The organism is Pseudomonas sp. A (assembly GCF_056270345.1).
In genome coordinates this window covers 4386768-4402605 of record NZ_CM149873.1, presented here as the reverse complement: position 1 = coordinate 4402605, position 15838 = coordinate 4386768, and the positions used below count along the sequence as shown (strand labels likewise).

The 15838-nt window shown below is 58.4% G+C and carries 21 protein-coding genes, 1 tRNA gene and 3 pseudogenes; 15 read left to right on the top strand and 10 right to left on the bottom strand.

Annotated features, from left to right (window positions below):
* Window positions 1-12: 12 nt before the first annotated feature.
* From AC0MAZ_RS19625 to AC0MAZ_RS19600, 6 genes are all read right to left on the bottom strand, one after another.
* Window positions 13-348 carry a TusE/DsrC/DsvC family sulfur relay protein gene (locus AC0MAZ_RS19625; RefSeq protein WP_028692378.1) on the bottom strand — a complete coding sequence of 112 codons (336 nt, stop codon included), beginning with the start codon at window positions 346-348 and terminating at the stop codon, window positions 13-15.
* Window positions 345-641: a sulfurtransferase complex subunit TusB gene (gene tusB, locus AC0MAZ_RS19620; protein ID WP_475858900.1), complete on the bottom strand. Its 297-nt coding sequence runs from the start codon at window positions 639-641 to the stop codon at window positions 345-347. Before tusB ends, AC0MAZ_RS19625 begins: the two co-directional genes overlap by 4 nt.
* Window positions 641-1000, bottom strand: coding sequence for a sulfurtransferase complex subunit TusC (gene tusC / locus AC0MAZ_RS19615; RefSeq protein ID WP_475858899.1), 360 nt, complete (start codon window positions 998-1000; stop codon window positions 641-643). Before tusC ends, tusB begins: the two co-directional genes overlap by 1 nt.
* 1 nt (window position 1001) lies before the next feature.
* Entirely contained in the window at window positions 1002-1394 is a 393-nt protein-coding gene (tusD, locus tag AC0MAZ_RS19610) for a sulfurtransferase complex subunit TusD (RefSeq protein ID WP_475858898.1), read from the bottom strand.
* Window positions 1395-1480: 86 nt separating this feature from the next.
* Window positions 1481-2860, bottom strand: a complete 1380-nt coding sequence (locus AC0MAZ_RS19605) for a nucleobase:cation symporter-2 family protein (protein WP_110733680.1) — start codon at window positions 2858-2860, stop codon at window positions 1481-1483.
* Window positions 2861-3229: 369 nt separating this feature from the next.
* The gene (locus tag AC0MAZ_RS19600) at window positions 3230-3901 is read right to left on the bottom strand and encodes a Bax inhibitor-1/YccA family protein (RefSeq protein ID WP_028692373.1); all 672 of its coding nucleotides are present in this window, start codon (window positions 3899-3901) and stop codon (window positions 3230-3232) included.
* A gap of 147 nt (window positions 3902-4048) precedes the next feature.
* Here AC0MAZ_RS19600 and AC0MAZ_RS19595 point away from each other — a divergent pair.
* Window positions 4049-4136 (top strand) — tRNA-Ser (locus AC0MAZ_RS19595).
* Between the two features lie 141 nt (window positions 4137-4277).
* Here the strand turns inward: AC0MAZ_RS19595 and AC0MAZ_RS19590 are convergent.
* On the bottom strand, window positions 4278-4634 hold the full coding sequence (locus AC0MAZ_RS19590) for a site-specific integrase (protein ID WP_475858897.1): 357 nt from the start codon (window positions 4632-4634) through the stop codon (window positions 4278-4280).
* Between AC0MAZ_RS19590 and AC0MAZ_RS19585 the strand changes: the two are divergent.
* The 11 genes and pseudogenes from AC0MAZ_RS19585 to AC0MAZ_RS19535 form a co-directional block, all read left to right on the top strand.
* Window positions 4612-5154, top strand: a pseudogene (locus tag AC0MAZ_RS19585) (replication protein P); the annotation flags it as partial. The gene AC0MAZ_RS19590 and the pseudogene AC0MAZ_RS19585 overlap by 23 nt on opposite strands.
* Window positions 5151-5372, top strand: coding sequence for a hypothetical protein (locus AC0MAZ_RS19580; protein WP_475858896.1), 222 nt, complete (start codon window positions 5151-5153; stop codon window positions 5370-5372). The pseudogene AC0MAZ_RS19585 and the gene AC0MAZ_RS19580, both read left to right, overlap by 4 nt.
* Window positions 5365-5762, top strand: a pseudogene (locus AC0MAZ_RS19575) (recombination protein NinB). Before AC0MAZ_RS19580 ends, AC0MAZ_RS19575 begins: the two are co-directional and overlap by 8 nt.
* Window positions 5762-6076, top strand: coding sequence for a hypothetical protein (locus AC0MAZ_RS19570; RefSeq protein ID WP_475858895.1), 315 nt, complete (start codon window positions 5762-5764; stop codon window positions 6074-6076). Before AC0MAZ_RS19575 ends, AC0MAZ_RS19570 begins: the two are co-directional and overlap by 1 nt.
* The gene (locus AC0MAZ_RS19565) at window positions 6067-6669 is read left to right on the top strand and encodes a recombination protein NinG (RefSeq protein WP_475858894.1); all 603 of its coding nucleotides are present in this window, start codon (window positions 6067-6069) and stop codon (window positions 6667-6669) included. The genes AC0MAZ_RS19570 and AC0MAZ_RS19565 overlap by 10 nt, the downstream gene beginning before the upstream one ends.
* Window positions 6666-6788: a hypothetical protein gene (locus AC0MAZ_RS19560; protein WP_475858893.1), complete on the top strand. Its 123-nt coding sequence runs from the start codon at window positions 6666-6668 to the stop codon at window positions 6786-6788. The genes AC0MAZ_RS19565 and AC0MAZ_RS19560 overlap by 4 nt, the downstream gene beginning before the upstream one ends.
* Window positions 6785-7474 (top strand): hypothetical protein, encoded by a 690-nt coding sequence (locus AC0MAZ_RS19555; RefSeq protein ID WP_475858892.1) that lies wholly within the window; start codon window positions 6785-6787, stop codon window positions 7472-7474. Before AC0MAZ_RS19560 ends, AC0MAZ_RS19555 begins: the two co-directional genes overlap by 4 nt.
* Before the next feature lie 196 nt (window positions 7475-7670).
* A complete protein-coding gene (locus AC0MAZ_RS19550) occupies window positions 7671-7988 on the top strand; it encodes an FxLYD domain-containing protein (RefSeq protein ID WP_475858891.1) in 318 nt (105 codons plus the stop codon).
* A 70-nt stretch (window positions 7989-8058) separates the two neighbouring features.
* Window positions 8059-8331: a hypothetical protein gene (locus AC0MAZ_RS19545; protein WP_475858890.1), complete on the top strand. Its 273-nt coding sequence runs from the start codon at window positions 8059-8061 to the stop codon at window positions 8329-8331.
* Between the two features lie 2 nt (window positions 8332-8333).
* Window positions 8334-8723, top strand: coding sequence for a putative holin (locus tag AC0MAZ_RS19540; protein WP_051555722.1), 390 nt, complete (start codon window positions 8334-8336; stop codon window positions 8721-8723).
* Window positions 8720-9022 (top strand): phage holin family protein, encoded by a 303-nt coding sequence (locus AC0MAZ_RS19535; RefSeq protein WP_023379912.1) that lies wholly within the window; start codon window positions 8720-8722, stop codon window positions 9020-9022. The genes AC0MAZ_RS19540 and AC0MAZ_RS19535 overlap by 4 nt, the downstream gene beginning before the upstream one ends.
* A 52-nt stretch (window positions 9023-9074) precedes the next feature.
* On the opposite strand, the gene AC0MAZ_RS19530 is transcribed toward AC0MAZ_RS19535, so the two are convergent.
* Entirely contained in the window at window positions 9075-9515 is a 441-nt protein-coding gene (locus AC0MAZ_RS19530; RefSeq protein ID WP_475858889.1) for a hypothetical protein, read from the bottom strand.
* A 153-nt stretch (window positions 9516-9668) separates the two neighbouring features.
* Between AC0MAZ_RS19530 and AC0MAZ_RS19525 the strand changes: the two are divergent.
* Together AC0MAZ_RS19525 and AC0MAZ_RS19520 are read left to right on the top strand one after the other, a co-directional pair.
* Window positions 9669-10088, top strand: a pseudogene (locus AC0MAZ_RS19525) (putative metallopeptidase); the annotation flags it as partial.
* A gap of 2 nt (window positions 10089-10090) precedes the next feature.
* A complete protein-coding gene (locus AC0MAZ_RS19520) occupies window positions 10091-10879 on the top strand; it encodes a phage portal protein (RefSeq protein WP_475858888.1) in 789 nt (262 codons plus the stop codon).
* Between the two features lie 194 nt (window positions 10880-11073).
* On the opposite strand, the gene AC0MAZ_RS19515 is transcribed toward AC0MAZ_RS19520, so the two are convergent.
* Window positions 11074-12450 (bottom strand): AAA family ATPase, encoded by a 1377-nt coding sequence (locus AC0MAZ_RS19515; protein WP_475858887.1) that lies wholly within the window; start codon window positions 12448-12450, stop codon window positions 11074-11076.
* Between the two features lie 141 nt (window positions 12451-12591).
* Complete coding sequence (locus AC0MAZ_RS19510) at window positions 12592-13830, bottom strand: hypothetical protein (protein ID WP_475858886.1); 1239 nt, start codon at window positions 13828-13830, stop codon at window positions 12592-12594.
* 980 nt (window positions 13831-14810) lie between these two features.
* Between AC0MAZ_RS19510 and AC0MAZ_RS19505 the strand changes: the two genes are divergently transcribed.
* Window positions 14811-15767, top strand: coding sequence for a hypothetical protein (locus AC0MAZ_RS19505; protein ID WP_475858885.1), 957 nt, complete (start codon window positions 14811-14813; stop codon window positions 15765-15767).
* Window positions 15768-15838 lie beyond the last annotated feature (71 nt).

Sequence of the window (15838 nt, the reverse complement as noted above, 5' to 3'; positions counted from 1 at the left end):
GCTGTGGCTCGGTCATATGCAGTTGGTCGGCTTGGGCAGGCCCGCCAGCTTGGCGGCAAGTTTGGCGGGAGTGCCGTTGAACAGGCGGTTCAGGTGCGGGCTGTTGCCTTTTTCCGCACCGAGCTTGAGCGCGGTGTACTTGATCAGCGGGCGGGTGGCCGGCGACAGCTGGTACTCCTGGTAGAACTGGCGCAGCAGCTCGAGGATTTCCCAGTGGTCCGCGGTCAGGGCGATGCTTTCGCGGGTGGCGAGGGCCTCGGCGACTTCGTGGGACCAGTCCTGCAGCTCGACCAGGAAGCCGTCCTTGTCCAGGGCGATGTGGCGATCGCCGACAGTCAGGGTACTCATAGCCAGCTGTTGACCTTGTCGTGATGCAGGGACAGTTCGACGAAGGCGGCGTAGTCCACGGCCTTGGCCAACTGGCTGTCGAGGGCGCGGGCCTGCAGGTCTTCGTCGAGGGCGAACAGGCGCGCGCCGAGGTTGGCGGCCTGCAGGGCGGCGAACGGCTCGCTGCCGGCCTTGAGCGCGTAGGTGGCGTCGCCGCACAGCAGCAGCGCGTCTTGCGGGCCCAGCAGGCGCAGGCAGCTGGCCAGGCGCTCGTCACCGAAGGGCGAGTGGGCGATTACATGCAGGGTCGTCATCAGAGCGTCACCACCTGGTCGAAACGGGCAATCAGCGCGGCCAGCGCGGTAGCGTCGAGCACCTCGACCGGCAGCGCCAGGGCGTCGCCGTCCAGCCCACGACGGGTCAGGCTGTGGCCGCAGGCGAACAGTTCCTCGACCCCGAACATCGGCAGGGCCTGGAGGTTGGCGGTCAGGTTCTTCTGCTGCAGGGCATCAGGTTGCTGCCCGGCGGCGAGCTGGAACACACCGTCATCGAGGAACAGCATGCCCAGCGGCAGGTCGAAGGCGCCACCGGCCAGGGCGATGTCCAGCGCCTCGCGGGCGGACGGGCCGCTCCATGGCGCCTGGCGGCTAATGATCAGCAAGGACTTGGCCATCTCAATCACCTCCGAAGCAGACCAGGCGGTCGGCCAGTTGCGCGGCTTCGTGCAGCTGGCCCAGGCCGGACAGCTCCCATGGCATCGGCAGGTTCACCGCCGGGCGCTGGTAGCGGTTGGCCTCGGTGTCGTCGAGCACGCCCCGGCGCAGGGCCGCGGCGATGCACACCACGGCGTCCAGGCGGTGGTCGCTGACGAAGGCGCGCCATTGCGCGGCCACATCGAGTTCGTCCTGGGGCGTGACGATGTTGGCCGAGGCGCTGTGCACCCCATCCTGGTAGAAGAACAATCGGGCGATTTCATGCCCGCCGGCCAGCACCGCCTCGGCAAAGCGCAAGGCGCGGAGCGAGGAGGGCGCATGGGCCGGGGAAAAGACCGCGATGGCGAATTTCATGGAAGGCTCGTGCAAATGAATGCGGCCATGATAAAGCAAAAAGCCCGCGCTGGTGGGCGCGGGCTTTGTGCTCTGGCGGGCGCGGCTCAGGCCTGTTCCTTGCCCTCGGGCAGGAACCAGTTGAGCAGCAGGGCACAGATGCCGCCGGTGGCGACGCCCGACTCCAGCACGTTGCGCAGCGCCGCCGGCATGTGTGCGAGGAACTCCGGCACCTGGGCCACGCCCAGGCCCAGCGACAGCGACACGGCGATGATCAGCAGGGCGCGGCGGTCGAGGCGGGTGCTGGCGAGGATATTGATGCCCGAGGCCGCCACGGCGCCGAACATCACCATGGCCGCGCCACCGAGCACCGGCTCCGGCACCGCCTGGATCACCCCGGCGACGCTGGGGAACAGGCCAAGCAGGATCAGCATGACGGCGATCCAGATGCCGATATGGCGGCTGGCGATGCCGGTCAACTGAATCACGCCGTTGTTCTGGGCGAAGATCGAGCTGGGGAAGGTGTTGAACAGACCGGCCAGCAGCGAGTTGGCACCGTTGACCAGCACCCCGCCCTTGATCCGTTGCATCCACACCGGGCCTTCCACCGGCTGGCGCGAGACCTTGCTGGTAGCGGTCACGTCACCGATGGCTTCCAGCGACGTGACCAGGTAGATCACCAGCATCGGGATGAACAGCGACCAGGAGAAGCCCAGGCCGAAGTGCAGCGGCGTCGGCACCTGAAACAGCGCGGCCTGGTGCATGCCGGTGAAGTCCAGGCGGCCCAGGTAGCCGGCCAGGGCATAACCCACGGCCAGGGCGATGACGATGGCGCAGCTGCGCATCCACACCACCGGAATGCGGTTGAGGATGACGATGATCGCCAGTACCACGCCCGACAGCAGCAGGTTCTCGCCATCGGCGAAGGTGCCGTTGGCCATGGCGCCAAAGCCGCCGCCCATGCTGATCAGGCCGACCTTGATCAGGGTCAGGCCGATCATCAGCACGACGATACCGGTCACCAGCGGGGTGATCAGGCGCTTGACGAAGGGCAGGATGCGTGACACGCCCATTTCCACGAACGAGCCGGCGATGACCACACCGAAGATCGCCGCCATCACGCTCTCGACCGGTGTGCCCTGCTTGACCATCAGCGCGCCGCCGGCGATCAGCGGGCCGACGAAGTTGAAGCTGGTGCCCTGGACGATCAGCAGCCCGGCGCCGAACGGCCCGAAGCGCTTGCACTGGACGAAGGTGGCGATACCCGAGATCACCAGCGACATCGACACGATCAGGTTGGTGTCACGCGCCGACACGCCCAGCGCCTGGCAGATCAGCAGGCCCGGCGTGACGATCGGCACGATGATCGCCAGCAGGTGCTGTAGCGCCGCCAGCAGGCCGATCAGCAGGCGAGGCTTGTCCTCGAGGCCAAGGACCAGTTCATTGGCAGGCGCCGCCGCGCCTGGGCCGTGTTCGTGTGAACTCATGGGAAAATGCCGCCCCGGAAGAAAAAAGGAGCGCATTCTACGGGCAGAAAGCCCATAGGGGTAGAGGCAAGCACGATGGCGGCACAATCGAAGGGGAATGGGGTAATAAGCTGACTTTTAAGTCAATCTTTGCCGGCTTTGCGGTCAGGCCTTCCAAAGTGTTCGACGTTAGAGCTTCAGCGCCTATCAGATCGCGCGCCGCCCGCGCGGCGCGATCTGATAGGCGCTGCAAGGGCTGTGGCGAGCACCTGGCGGCCCTAATGCGGTCGCGCCCCATCCGAGCCCCCCAAGACCGTAAAGGCTCTGTTCAGCAGGCACGAAAAAGCCCGCCGAAGCGGGCTTTCTGTGAGGCGCTGTCGACCGAGTCGATCAGTCGTCGCGGCCCATGATGCCGAACAGCTGCAGCAGGCTGACGAACAGGTTGTAGATCGACACGTACAGGCTGATGGTGGCCATGATGTAGTTGCGCTCGCCGCCATGGATGATGGCGCTGGTCTGGAACAGGATGCAGACCGACGAGAACAGTACGAAGCCAGCGCTGATCGCCAGTTGCAGGCCGCTGATCTGGAAGAAGAAGCTGGCCACCACGGCACCCAGCAGGACGAAGAAGCCGGCGGTGATGAAGCCGCTGAGGAAGCTCATGTCCTTGCGGGTGATCAGCACGTAGGCCGACAGGCCGCCGAACACCAGGGCGGTCATGGCGAAGGCCGAGCTGACCACTTCGGCGCCACCGGCCATGCCCAGGTAGCGGTTGAGGATCGGGCCGAGGATGAAGCCCATGAAGCCGGTGAGAGCGAAGGTGGACACCAGGCCCCAGGCCGAATCACGCAGCTTGTTGGTGAGGAAGAACAGGCCGTAGAAGCCGATCAGCACCACGAAGATGTTCGGGTAGCCGACACGCATCTGCTGGGCGACGAAGGCCATGATGCCGCTGAAGGCGAGGGTAAGGGCCAGCAGGCTGTACGTGTTGCGCAGGACCTTGCTGACCTCCTGCTGCTCGACCTGCTGGCCGTGTTGGACGGCGTAATCCTGTTCGCGCATGGCGCACTCCTTTGGGGTGAAACCGCGGTCCGGGACCGGCGGTAGTGGAACGTATGAGGCAGAGCATATCAGAGCTGTCGCAGGGCGCGACACAGAGAGTTTGACAGCTTGTTACATTACGGTATGATTGCCGCCGCAAAACAAGCTGGAAGCGTGGCCGAGTGGTTTAAGGCAACGGTCTTGAAAACCGTCGATGGGCAACTATCCTAGGGTTCGAATCCCTACGCTTCCGCCATACAAAAGCCCCTGAATTCGGGGCTTTTCGTGTTTCTGGGGTATGCGTTTACGCCAGACGATTCGCGCCTGTGTTCCGCATCTTTTTAGTGGTGTTCCGCAACTTGGCTTGTTGAACCCATCACCGGGTGGGCTTTACAACCTAGCCGACGCGGCGGTAAACCACCTCCGTGATACGCTTGTCGGTGTGGCCGATAAGCCTGCTTGCATGGGCCAGGTCCTCGATTTCGCTGGCGGCCTTTGGGCGGATGTCTCGGAACTGGAAGCCCTTGATCATATCGGCCAGGGCCGGGCCCATGTCCTCAATCGCCCTGTCTGCCGCCGCCTTTCTCGCGTCATCCCATCGGAGTCGAAGCATCGACTTGGTGACGTTTCGGCCGTCCTCTGTGTTGATCAGGTAAGGGCCGCGCACACCTCTCTCCCTACGCTGCAGCAGCAGACGCTCAAGCAGCAGCGACAACTGGCTCTGCTCACCGTCAGTGGCCAGGCGTATCAACACGCTCGAGCAGATCCGCTTCCGCATCCAGAAGTGCCGGGTGCTGGGTACCGACTTCGCCCCGAGCAGCGGCAAGTTCATCAAGCTGTGCCAGCCGACGCCGGAAGAGATGGGTATTCCGCCGCTTGCACGAGCCCTGGCCGAGGCGCTGGAGAACTTCCACCCTAGCAGGGCAGGTTCCCGCACCTGGTCGCACGCAGCTGTGCGCCGCGCGGCCCTGCAGTGCGAGGCGCAGAACCTGGGTTCGATGGAGGTCGAGCGGGCCGAGAAGGTCTTCGCCCGGGCCTACGACATCACCATCCGCATGCTGGTGTCTGGCGAGCCGCTGGGTGACATCGCCACCGGCATCGGCCACGACAGCCAGAAGAGCGCCGCCCAGCTGGCCGATGAATACGCCGCCCAGAAGCAGGTCCACCTGCTGGAGATCCAGCAGATCCCAACCAGCGCCGCCCAGTGCCGCGCCAGCCTACTGGCCAAGTTGAACATCAAGCGCGCCGGGCAGCTGGCCGGGGAGGGGGTATGACCATCGACAAGCAAAAACTCCAGCCCCTGCTGTGGTCGGTAGTCGCCTCTTGGCGCGCTGGCAGTGATGCCCTCGAGCGCCACACGGACGCCTTGGACGAGTTCCTCGGCGAGACGACGGTGGAGGAGGTCGCACTGGGCCTGCTGGAAGAGATTAGTCAGCTCAATGCCCGGGTGCGCGCCGCGGAGCAGCAGCTGCAGGAGGTGGCGAATGTCTGAGTTCGCTATTCGCAGCACACAGGACCTCAACCGCCTCTACGGCGCCCTGCACGCCATCGACCTGACCAAGCCAAGGTGGTGGTCATCACGGACGAGAAGCGCCCGGACGCCTGCAACCGGAAGATGTGGGCCATGCTCCGCGACGTCTCCCAGCAGGTGGAGTGGTACGGCCGCAAGATCACTGACGAGGACTGGAAGCACATCTTCAGCGCGGCGGTGCAGAAGTAGGACGCGGTGCCTGGTATCGACGGTGGGTTCGTCGTCCTTGGCGTCTCGACCCGCAAGCAGTCGCAGAAATGGTTCAGCGACCTGTTCGAAGTGATGCATGCCTTCGGCGCCGAGCATGGCGTGCGCTGGACTGAGCCGGATCGGTGGGGAGGGCGGTACTGATGAGCCATAAATTCAAGCCAGGCGACCTTGTGGTCATCGTGGGAGCCAACTCGTTGACCGAGAACATCGGAAAGCACGGCGAGCTGCGCGAGTACGTTGAGCCTGGCGATATCTACCTGGCGCCGAACGGTCGCATGTATCGGCAGGACGACGTCCCCTGCTGGACAATCAGCGGGGAAGGGCTGGTGGCCGTAATCGACGGCGAGACTGTGTGCTTCGACTTCGGTATCCATGAGCCCCGGCACCTCATGCCCCTGCGCGGCGACTTCGCCCCCGAGCAGCAGAAAGCCAAGGAGGCCGAGCCATGCGCGTAGCCGAGATCAAGCCGAAGAAGTGCAAGGCGCCGGGCTGCGGCAAGCCCTTCAAGCCGTCCATGACCACTCAGAAAGTGTGCAGCATCGCCTGTGCCAAGGCCATGGCCAAGGACCCGAAGCTGCAGAAGATCGCGGCCAAGGCCATCACCAAGCAGAAGCGCCAGGACCTGCAGGAGCGCCGGGAGAAGCTGAAGACCCGCCGCGAGCACATGGCTGAGGCCCAGACCGCGTTCAACGCCTACATCCGCGAGCGCGACGCCGGCCTGCCGTGCATCAGCTGCGACTCGCTGCCGAGCGATCATGACCTCATCACCGGCAGCCGCTGGGACGCCGGCCATTACCGGTCGGTCGGCGCATGCCCAGAGCTCCGCTTCGAGCCGCTCAACGTCCACCGGCAGTGCGTGAAGTGCAACCGCAACCTGTCTGGGAACGCGGTCGAGTACCGCATCCGCCTGGTGAAGCGAATCGGCGCTGACCGAGTGGATTGGTTGGAAGGGCCTCATAAGCCCCAGCGTCTGACCATCGAAGACCTGCAGGCCATCAAGGCGCTGTACCAACAAAAACTCCGTGACCTCAAGAGGAAAGTCGCATGACCTGGTCCATCGAACAAATCGTCGGCCTGCTCCTGCTGGCCATGTTCATCAGCTCCACCTGGTGCGTCACGCGCGGCCAGCTCATCGCGAATCGCCGAAAGAAGGAGAACGGGCAATGAAGTACCAAAGCGTTTTGGCAGCAGTGGTTCGCGCCCTGGCGGCGGATACCGTGAGCGGTGTAGGTGGTGGCGACTTCGAGCCAAAGGTGCAGGCCTCGAAGCTGAAGGGAGAGATCACCGGCAAGGATGCTGCGATGCTCGTGGACTGCTGGGTGCACGCCCGCCTGCACAGCAAGTTGATCCCGCGTCACTGGAGCGCGCTGACGGCCAGGTTCTCGACCCACAAGGCCAAGAAGGTGGAGGCGATCGGCAAGTTGGTGCCCTTGATCGCCACTCAGGCGCCGAATCTGTTCCGGTACAAGGCGGTCACCGCCTGGGCCATTCCTCCGGTGAAGGGCGTGCAGGCTCAGTCGGGCCGAGAGGTGGCAAGCAGATCTGCCCGTGATCGCGCTGACTTTGATGCACTTACCGATGCCGTGCGGAAGCAACTGGCTGGCCAGTCGGTAGCGGATGGCGAAGACCGGGCACGCCGCGAGCAGTACGTGAAGCGCTCCACCGACATGATCGTGCTGCCGGCCGAGTTCTACGACATCAACACCTGGGACGGTCAGGGCCTGAATCGGACCACTTATTGGCGCTGGAAGAAGGCTATAGAGAATGTGCTGGACGAGATGGTGGCCGAGGCCCTGGTGGCTGCCAGCAAGATTCTGGAGGACGAAGGCATTTTGATGGCAGATGTCGCTTGACACGCGTGCAACGATGCAACATTATTTGCTCATCCTGTCATTCCTGCGCGTGTTGAGGATTGACCCACAAAGTCCGGCCATAGCGTCGGGTTTTTTGTTGCCGTGAAAAATTAGCCGTCCAAAAAGCGACGCCACTATATTGACATTGTCGTGGTGATATAGGAGTTTGAGGGGGCCCATTTTTTTGGATCCCATCATGCGTAAAGTTCTCGTTCTCGTTGCATCTCTGCTCGCAATGCCAGCCTTTGCCGACTATCGTGTGAGTGTGTCGGATTTCCATATCGCCAAGACCGCACCTTACGGCTCACCTGCTGGTCTTGCCAAAAATGTCACCAATGGCACTTTGTCCACCGTCACTATCAAGCTCAAGCTGTACAACGATGAAGGGCAGGTAGTTGGCAATACTCTTGCGATAGGGCAGGACATCGGCCCTGGCGAAACGTGGAAGTTTTCCGCTCCAGCCACCGTTGCGTTCGCGGAGGCGAAAATTTCTGACGTTGAGGTGAGGGAGTAATTCCCCAGTAACTGACTTGGATTCATTGACCCTGCCTAGCGCAGGGTTTTTGTTGTCTGCTGGGGTGTGCATGAAGCCATCGACCGCATGGAGCTTCCTGGCATTCGCCATGGCCCTGGCCAGCTACGCCCTGCACCGCGACATCAGCGCCAATGTCTTCCTTGGCTGCGTCTTCATCATTCAGGGCCTCAAAAGGCCCGACGGTTCGGCCCAAGAGCGCCGGGCCACATTCCTGGCTGCCGCACTGAGCGCTGGCATCCTCCTTTTTCGCGCTATGGGTACTCGCCACCGGCCTCGACCTCCGCGGCCCGGCGCCATTCCGCTACAAACACTAAGGGACTGAACATGGCCGATGCCGCTACCCCAGCAGCTTGTGCAGTTGTAGGGGCTGGAGGTATCGCCCTTGCCAGCTGCCTGCCAACAATTGACCTGAATGCCGTTGTCTGCGCCTTCGGGAGCTCGCTGCTCTTTGTCCTCTGGGCCAAGGACTTGACCCTATGGCAGCGCCTGGGTTACCTCCTGGTCGGCTGGATCGGCGGGTACTACGGCTCTGCCGAGATCCTGGCCCAGGCCTGGACGAAGACCAGCGGTATCGCGGCATTCGGCTGCGGCCTCGTGACGGTCCTGGTGAGTATCAGCGTTCTGGAGTCGTTCAACACCGGCAAACTGCCGAAGTGGGTAACCGAGCTGCCAGCAGCGATTGGCAGCCTGTTCCCCAAGCGAGGGGGCCAATGACCCTAGACCAAACCATCACCCTGGCCCATGCCGGATTCTGCGGCGGGATCTGCTTCGTCATCGCGTTCATGTACCGGCGGGGCGGCTCGAGCTACAAGTTTCTCCCCAGCCTGTGCGCCTTCTGTCTGGCCTCGCTGTTTGGCCAGGAATGGCTGAGCATCATCGGCGCGATCCTACTGTACGGTCAGTGGCCGGTCACCTCGGTGCCCAGCACGCTGATCTTCGGGATCCTGTTCATCCTGGCGCTGCGCTCGAAGGGCAACGTGGCCAGGTTGTTCGATCAGTCGCGACGCAGATAGCGCGCCACAAAACAGAGATGCATCGGTTCGTGGCGCGCTGCTCGAAATGTCGCTATAGACCGAATGGCGAATATCTTTTTGAAAGCAGAGCTATCAGCTCAACTTTCGCCTGAGCGTAGTCTGTTGCGTTTACGCCGCGCTCCTGATCAGGCGCCAGAACATTCGGTCCGTTCAGCATCGCCGAGACAGTTGAAAGAATTTCGGTTCTGATCGATCTGCCCTGAAACTCAGTCCACAATTCGGGATTCCGGTTTTGGTCCGTCAAGGCATCAAAAGCTAGCGCTATGAGGTCGGCAGGGTTGTCCTTGTTGAAAACAGAGTCGGCGCTCAGATTTAGACTTGCAAGCTCCGGCGATTGCGCGCCGGCTTCACGAAGCACGCGCCTGAAGGTCTCGAGCATTTGGGCCACATTCGCCTCCGTAGCTGAAATTCCGTTTCGTAGCGCGGTATCTCCTTTGCTGTAAGCATCCACGCAGTGGGTCACAATATCCATTTACCGTTCTCTGGCTAGTGATTGGGCTGTTGATTGAGGCCCCGACACTATAGCAGCCACTTTAAATTGCGCGAGGCACCCAGTCTCAAAGAATTCCCTATGGCGCTGACAGCAAAACAGCAGCTGACGATGCTACTCGGACCGGAGTAACCAATGGCTCGACCATTGCCTCCGGCCGACCTGCTCGAATCACTGTGGCTGACTCTCCGCCCGGCTGCCGGGGTGTGGGAGTGGGTACAGAGCGAGATCCTGGCCGACACCGGCAGCATTCACAATCCCGAGCACGCCCACCTGATCGACGCCAACATCGGCGTGCTGTGGGCATCGAGCGGATTCGCCAAGCAGGGGCGGGTGATTCTGGGCCAGGCCGAACAGCTGATGTTCCGCGCTGGTGGATGGCAGAAGGCCCGGCAAGAGCAGCAGATGCGGCAATGGTTCGGCGAGGAGCCGAGCTACCTGATCACCCTGGCAGCCGACTACTGCGCCCAGTGCACCGACGCTGAGTTCTGCGCCTTGGTCGAGCATGAGCTTTATCACATTGCGCAGGCGACCGATGAGTACGGCGCAAGCGCAACATGCTGGTGCGCAGCTTCATCCCCCATCGGCTGCTGAGCCGGCAGGCGTTCGAGCAGATCGTCATGGACTGGGGATGGTGCGGGAACCTGTACCTGGAGAAGCGCGACAACATGCTGGGCCAGGCCATGGGCCTGCAGCCTTGCCTGGCCAAGTACATGCGCCGCGGGCTAGACGTGGAGACCTACTACCAGGTGCGGGGCTGGAAGGATGAGCACGTCTTCAAGACCGGCAGCATCTGCCACCTGCGTGAGGCCGACATCAACCAGGAGATCTACGGGCTGCCCGAGTGGCTGCCTGCGCTGCAGAGTGCGCTATTGAACGAAAGCGCCACGTTGTTCCGGCGCAAGTACTACCAGAACGGCAGCCACGCCGGCTTCATCCTCTACATGACCGATCCGGCCCCCAGCGAGAAGTTCGTCGACGACCTGCGCGATGCGATGAAGAACAGCAAAGGGCCGGGCAATTTCCGCAACCTGTTCATGTACGCGCCCAACGGGAAAAAGGATGGCATCCAGCTGCTGCCGATCAGCGAGGTAGCGGCGAAGGATGACTTCGGGGCGATCAAGAACATCAGCCGGGATGACTTGCTCGCGGCCCTACGCATTCCGCCGCAGCTGATGGGTATCGTGCCCCAGAACGCTGGCGGGTTCGGGTCGATCAAGGAGGCGACGGAGATCTGGACGATGAACGAACTGGAGCCGGTCCAGACACGTTTGGCCCAAGTCAACGACTGGATCGGAGAAGAGGTGGTACGTTTCGCATGCTTCGAGATGCCTGCGAGGGGGTGATATCTCTTGAGATAGTCTGGTACGGCCAGATCGCGGGCTCCATGGGATACTTTTCTCGGCGCGTGCATTGGTTGGCGCCGCGAGATTTTTCAGACCGGTGCAGACTCTGGCCCCATATCAGAAAATTCCAGTCACGAGTGCCTCCCACCTGTTGCGAAGGCACAGTGAATTGACTATCAGGCTAAAAATGGTGCTTAGCCTTTCTTGTCATCCTTGAGACCAATACCTATAGGAACGCTTGATTGAAAGCGGCGGTAACTGCTCGTGGGACTAGGTCGTGGATTAATCAGCTGTTTCGGTACTTTTGCTTCATCCATCCAGAGTTGAACGCCATTGGTTTCCGCCAACAACCTCACATAGCCCCTAAGCATGTTTTCACTGAATTGATACCAGCCTGTACGATTGTCGCTCATCTTTTTCAATACTGAGCCGTGGCTAGGTTTGGTTAGCGTGTTGAGGCGCTGGCTGAATTTTTTGCGATCAATAGGGGTCAGCGTTTCTTGAGGGTTGGCATGATTGAGGTCGCGAATGATTCGTTCGTACGACGCATAGATACTGTCAGTTTTGCGATACAAAATTGACGTGTCTGCACAGGCCCACAATGCATGGTGAAAATCTTGACTATGTCTAGTTGTCGCTAGATCATACGGTTTTCGAATATGCTCCTGAACTGTTTCAACCGCTTTCTGTAGTGCCTCGTTGTAATGAGAGAAATTAGCAAGCTGCAAAGTCTCAGAATCGTCGTAAATCGCCCATAGTAGATGCTCGGTGATCAGGTGGACGTAATAGGGGAAACCGTCGCTAATACCAGCAACTCGATATTTTATCTCTTCGTCGTAGTCGATATTGAAGGCTTCGAGTGCTTCTACCAAGATGTCCCAGCGAGAGTCCCAGGAAATCGGCGAAAGCTGTATGGGAAATAGCTGGCGAATGCTGGACTGGTGCCCGCCGAGAACATCGTCTAGTGACGCTGCGATTCCGCTAAAAATGATAGGGACGTAGATGCCAGAGTCTCCCATTTTCTTCAAGAATTCGGCAAATTTGTATCTCTCCTCAGCCTCTTGGATTGCATCGAATTCGTCAATGACTATTATCGGTTTTTCCGAGTGTATCTCTCTGATGTCAGATATTACATTCAAGGCCTGTTCCATGTTGCATACTGATGGTGCCTCAGGCTTAGATGAGGATTTGGCCAGGAACTCGAAGTTAAAAAACTTAAGGTTAATGCCGGCTTTGGTTTGGATTTCCTTGTTATCTAAGTTTTCGATTAGACTCGCGGCAATGCTTTGCATGATTTCATAGAAAGTGCTAGTGCGCGTACACCCGATCTGAATAATGTCCGAGTCCGAGGACTGATATTGCAAAGCAGCAGTCTGCGCAAGCGATGACTTACCGATGCCGCGATCACCGTAGATGAACATGTGACGGCCCTTGGCAAACAAAGCACGACGTATTTCCTCAAGCTCCTTATGCCGGCCTTTAAGCAGCTCAATGGAGCTAATCGGCTCTGCTGGACGTACATGCTCGTGCACAGTGGTGCCAAACTCTTCCTCTGAGTAGCCTTTAATCATTGCAATTTCTCGATGTGATTGCTTTGCATGGTCGCTGTGGATTATAGGTCGGCCACATGAGGTCACGCTACAAAGCGCAATTGCTGGGCGGTTGTTTTGTATTGATTAAGTGTAACTCGGTTCGCATAAGGTCTCATTGGGTTACTTGTTGCGCTCAGTGATTTTTAGGACTTCTACTAGCTTGTCCAATACCTTCGGTTCGAATCCGTCAGTTGTTATTTTGGAGAAGGCGCTTTCGGTCGCAATGTTCCAGTTTTCAAATATGTCAATTAGCTCTTTGCGATCCACTGAGTTTCCGTAAATTTCCAGGTACAGTTTTCCGAAATTAATCGCATGGGCTCGATCGGCTCTTTTAATCGCCTCGTGCATGTATGCGTTGCTTACGGTAAAGGCATGCTTTGCCCATAGCCCTAGAACTCCCAAGATCACTAGTCCTTTGAATGAGACGAAAAGGAGACTTTGCCAAGCTAGGCTGGATAATTTTTCACCATATAAATAGCCATATAAAGAAATTCCAATGGTTCCTGTGATTGCCAGAAGTAGAACGATAGAGCCATGGATGCTCCAAAGTTTAGCTTTTCCTCGGTAGTGTGCTTCTCTTTCTTCCAGGATGCGTACTGCTGCTTCAACATATTGCGGGACTTTTAACTCGATCCGCTGCTGCACCTGTTTGCTGGTGGTTAACTCAAACTCTTGTATTCGCTTGGCAAGTTCGAGCTCTCGGAGCTTTATTTGTTCTTCCTGTTTTGCGATGTGGCTCTGTAATTCCTTTAGATATTCATTGGCTTTGTTCGCCATTGATTCGGAGTGTTCGCGTTTAATGCGTGCTTCATCATCAAAATTTCGAAGTATAGATTCTTTGTTTTGGATGGCTGCTTCAATATCATTTAGTAGTCTTCGCTTCTCATCCAGCAGTGACTGTGAGGAGTCATGAGTGCTTTGTTTTAGTTCTGCAATTAATTTTTCTTGGTCGTGAATGTATTCAAGCCACTGTCTTCGTTGGCCCATGGGAAGTTCCGCTACGATAGATAATCTAGATTTCTTCGTTTTGGCGGAATCCACAAGTTTTCCAATTAACTCGTTAGAGGCGTTCGAAATTAGCTTGGAAAGCTGTTTTGGTTGTATCTGAGCTACGAAATTTGCAATCGCTGGCTCGCTGACGCTTATTAAAATTTGTTGCAGTCTACTTATGTCTATTATGGCGAAAATTCTACAAAACGACTGGAGATCCAGCCCTTGGAAAAGCGTATCGAGCGTATCGAGTGTTTCGGGAGTGTCAGAATTTATTATGCTTAGCAATTCAGGCTCTGAGGCTTGATTTACTATTTCTGGTATATCTCGCTTAGAGGCCGTCCTTATTTCCAAGCTCAGATCAGTCACTTAATAACCTTATTTAATGTTGAGGGTTGATCGCCTGACATATAGAGCCTTGTCCAAGCGCTAAACAGCCCTTGAGGCTACGTTTCGTGACGCTGAACGTCAATATTGAAATGCCAGTATCTTGGGGCAGCTTAACCGTCGTTTCCGGCTGTAAGCTGCGCATCACTAAGGGCCGCTACGGGCCGCCATCCACCGGTGCCGAGCGGCTGCCAACGGGCTAAAGCAACGAGTCGCGACTGATAGCTATCCAAAAGAAATCTTTGCGGAAGCGGGTTTACCCTCGAACCCTGGTACAGCCGATGCCATCCATGACGGTGCCTGCTTCCTGAGTAAACCAAATCGCTCAGAACGCATGGCACCTTCAAAAGCAGTTGTTGTCGTTCTGGAATGGTTCTGCAGGCAGAGGGCTAGATCTCAGGGGAGGGTAGGTGCGGTGGCTGAGGGAGGACGTGGCGCGCGCAATCGTCCCCCCGCCACGCCTGCGGGCTAAACGTGTCGAGATTTCTGCACCACTGCACAACCGCCAGGGCGGTGCTGTGAGTGGGCGATAGGCCTGGGTAGGGGACGAGCATCTTTCTGCAGAACCCTGCGCGGTGGGTAATTCACTGCGTTGAGGGCTGTGGTCGCTCGAACACCCAACACCTGGTGGTCTTCCCAGTGATCCCACTATGCACTGCATGGTTTTTGTGCAAACAGCGGGGAGAAGTGCTCTGCCACAAGGCTTGGCGTAGGGCCATCGATGGCCTGACCGACGATCAACCTCACAGGCTGGCGACGGGGTGGATAAGTGAATCGGATTCGAGTAACCGAATTGATGGAGTACATTTGTGCTGCAGTCGGAATATAGAGCATTTCCCTGTAGGACGCGCACACGCCTGCTGGTAACATGCCGTCATGGATATGCATACAGGCTGAGAGTGGTGGGATGGTCCCGCGCCTCTGGGACCTGACCGTTCATGACAGGTATGTGAGGCAAGTGAATGCTTTCATCCAATGATTTCATTCCCCTGGAGTTCTCTATCTCCGCGCTGAGGCAGAAAGCTCCGAAGGTACTTTTCGCCATAGCAGCGGCTATCAAGACGTACCGGCCCTCCGACTTCATTTCAAGCGATCTGATCTGCTACCGCTCATATGGTCAGCAGAACCCTGGGTTTGGGCTCACCTATGCGCAGTTAAGCATGTACCTCGATGTTGCTGTCACAAAGCATGCTTCGGTCCTCATCGAGACAAATTCAGGTGCTGTCCGCGCTGAATGCGTGTTCATCCACCGTGCGTGGTTGCTTGCCCAAGGTGAGCAGGTGGCGCTTCAACCAGGCATTGCTGAACCAATCGCTATGCGGTCCTCTGGCACAGCTAGAGCAAGCGTCACCCCGCTATACCCTCAGCTTGATGATCAGACGCCTGAGGCGATTCGAGTTGAGTTACGCCGACTCAAAATTCAAACCGACAGAATTTCTATCCTCCCTGGCATGGACTCACGAGATCGAGAGATCGAGAGCCTTCGTGCCCGATTAGCTTCGCTGGAGGAAGACAAGGCTCAGGCTAATGTGGTGAACGCAGCCCTGGCAACAAATCTGAGGATGCTGACGCTTGAAAATGATCAGCTCCGAAAGGTGAGAGTCGAGGCGCCGACATCTCCGCAGTCGTCGCCCGCTAGATCCGCTTCAAAGTCTTCGAACGTTGAACTCAGAAACTTGGCTAAGCGCGAAGCAAGGGAGCAGGCGGCCAAGCTCGCACGTGAGTTGTGGGCAAGCCCAGATCTAGCAGGTTGCAGAACGGGAAAGATGGCTCAGCTAGTCCGCAACAGCTTGGACCCAAAGTATTCTCAGCTTTTGCCTGAAACGAACATTACCCTCGCGAAATGGTTAACCGAGGATGCTGCTCCGTCTTCTGCAAAGCGAGGAGGGCGGCCGTCAAAATTGGATCCGAACAAATAAACTAGCTATCCGGCCGGATACGTAGGTTTCCGGCCCCGTCCAGCGATTTTACGCGTTGGATAAAACCGCCA

What these genes read in the sequence shown, in the direction of transcription:
- tusC (WP_475858899.1), bottom strand. Translation starts at nt 1,000, where the DNA reads ATGGCCAAGTCCTTGCTGATCATTAGCCGCCAGGCGCCATGGAGCGGC.
- AC0MAZ_RS19560 (WP_475858893.1), top strand. Translation starts at nt 6,666, where the DNA reads ATGACCTGGTCCATCGAACAAATCGTCGGCCTGCTCCTGCTGGCCATG.
- AC0MAZ_RS19565 (WP_475858894.1), top strand. Translation starts at nt 6,067, where the DNA reads ATGCGCGTAGCCGAGATCAAGCCGAAGAAGTGCAAGGCGCCGGGCTGC.
- AC0MAZ_RS19555 (WP_475858892.1), top strand. Translation starts at nt 6,785, where the DNA reads ATGAAGTACCAAAGCGTTTTGGCAGCAGTGGTTCGCGCCCTGGCGGCG.
- AC0MAZ_RS19625 (WP_028692378.1), bottom strand. Translation starts at nt 348, where the DNA reads ATGAGTACCCTGACTGTCGGCGATCGCCACATCGCCCTGGACAAGGAC.
- AC0MAZ_RS19540 (WP_051555722.1), top strand. Translation starts at nt 8,334, where the DNA reads ATGGCCGATGCCGCTACCCCAGCAGCTTGTGCAGTTGTAGGGGCTGGA.
- tusB (WP_475858900.1), bottom strand. Translation starts at nt 641, where the DNA reads ATGACGACCCTGCATGTAATCGCCCACTCGCCCTTCGGTGACGAGCGC.
- AC0MAZ_RS19545 (WP_475858890.1), top strand. Translation starts at nt 8,059, where the DNA reads ATGAAGCCATCGACCGCATGGAGCTTCCTGGCATTCGCCATGGCCCTG.
- AC0MAZ_RS19570 (WP_475858895.1), top strand. Translation starts at nt 5,762, where the DNA reads ATGAGCCATAAATTCAAGCCAGGCGACCTTGTGGTCATCGTGGGAGCC.
- tusD (WP_475858898.1), bottom strand. Translation starts at nt 1,394, where the DNA reads ATGAAATTCGCCATCGCGGTCTTTTCCCCGGCCCATGCGCCCTCCTCG.
- AC0MAZ_RS19580 (WP_475858896.1), top strand. Translation starts at nt 5,151, where the DNA reads ATGACCATCGACAAGCAAAAACTCCAGCCCCTGCTGTGGTCGGTAGTC.
- AC0MAZ_RS19515 (WP_475858887.1), bottom strand. Translation starts at nt 12,450, where the DNA reads ATGATTAAAGGCTACTCAGAGGAAGAGTTTGGCACCACTGTGCACGAG.
- AC0MAZ_RS19505 (WP_475858885.1), top strand. Translation starts at nt 14,811, where the DNA reads ATGCTTTCATCCAATGATTTCATTCCCCTGGAGTTCTCTATCTCCGCG.
- AC0MAZ_RS19520 (WP_475858888.1), top strand. Translation starts at nt 10,091, where the DNA reads ATGCTGGTGCGCAGCTTCATCCCCCATCGGCTGCTGAGCCGGCAGGCG.
- AC0MAZ_RS19600 (WP_028692373.1), bottom strand. Translation starts at nt 3,901, where the DNA reads ATGCGCGAACAGGATTACGCCGTCCAACACGGCCAGCAGGTCGAGCAG.
- AC0MAZ_RS19605 (WP_110733680.1), bottom strand. Translation starts at nt 2,860, where the DNA reads ATGAGTTCACACGAACACGGCCCAGGCGCGGCGGCGCCTGCCAATGAA.
- AC0MAZ_RS19530 (WP_475858889.1), bottom strand. Translation starts at nt 9,515, where the DNA reads ATGGATATTGTGACCCACTGCGTGGATGCTTACAGCAAAGGAGATACC.
- AC0MAZ_RS19550 (WP_475858891.1), top strand. Translation starts at nt 7,671, where the DNA reads ATGCGTAAAGTTCTCGTTCTCGTTGCATCTCTGCTCGCAATGCCAGCC.
- AC0MAZ_RS19535 (WP_023379912.1), top strand. Translation starts at nt 8,720, where the DNA reads ATGACCCTAGACCAAACCATCACCCTGGCCCATGCCGGATTCTGCGGC.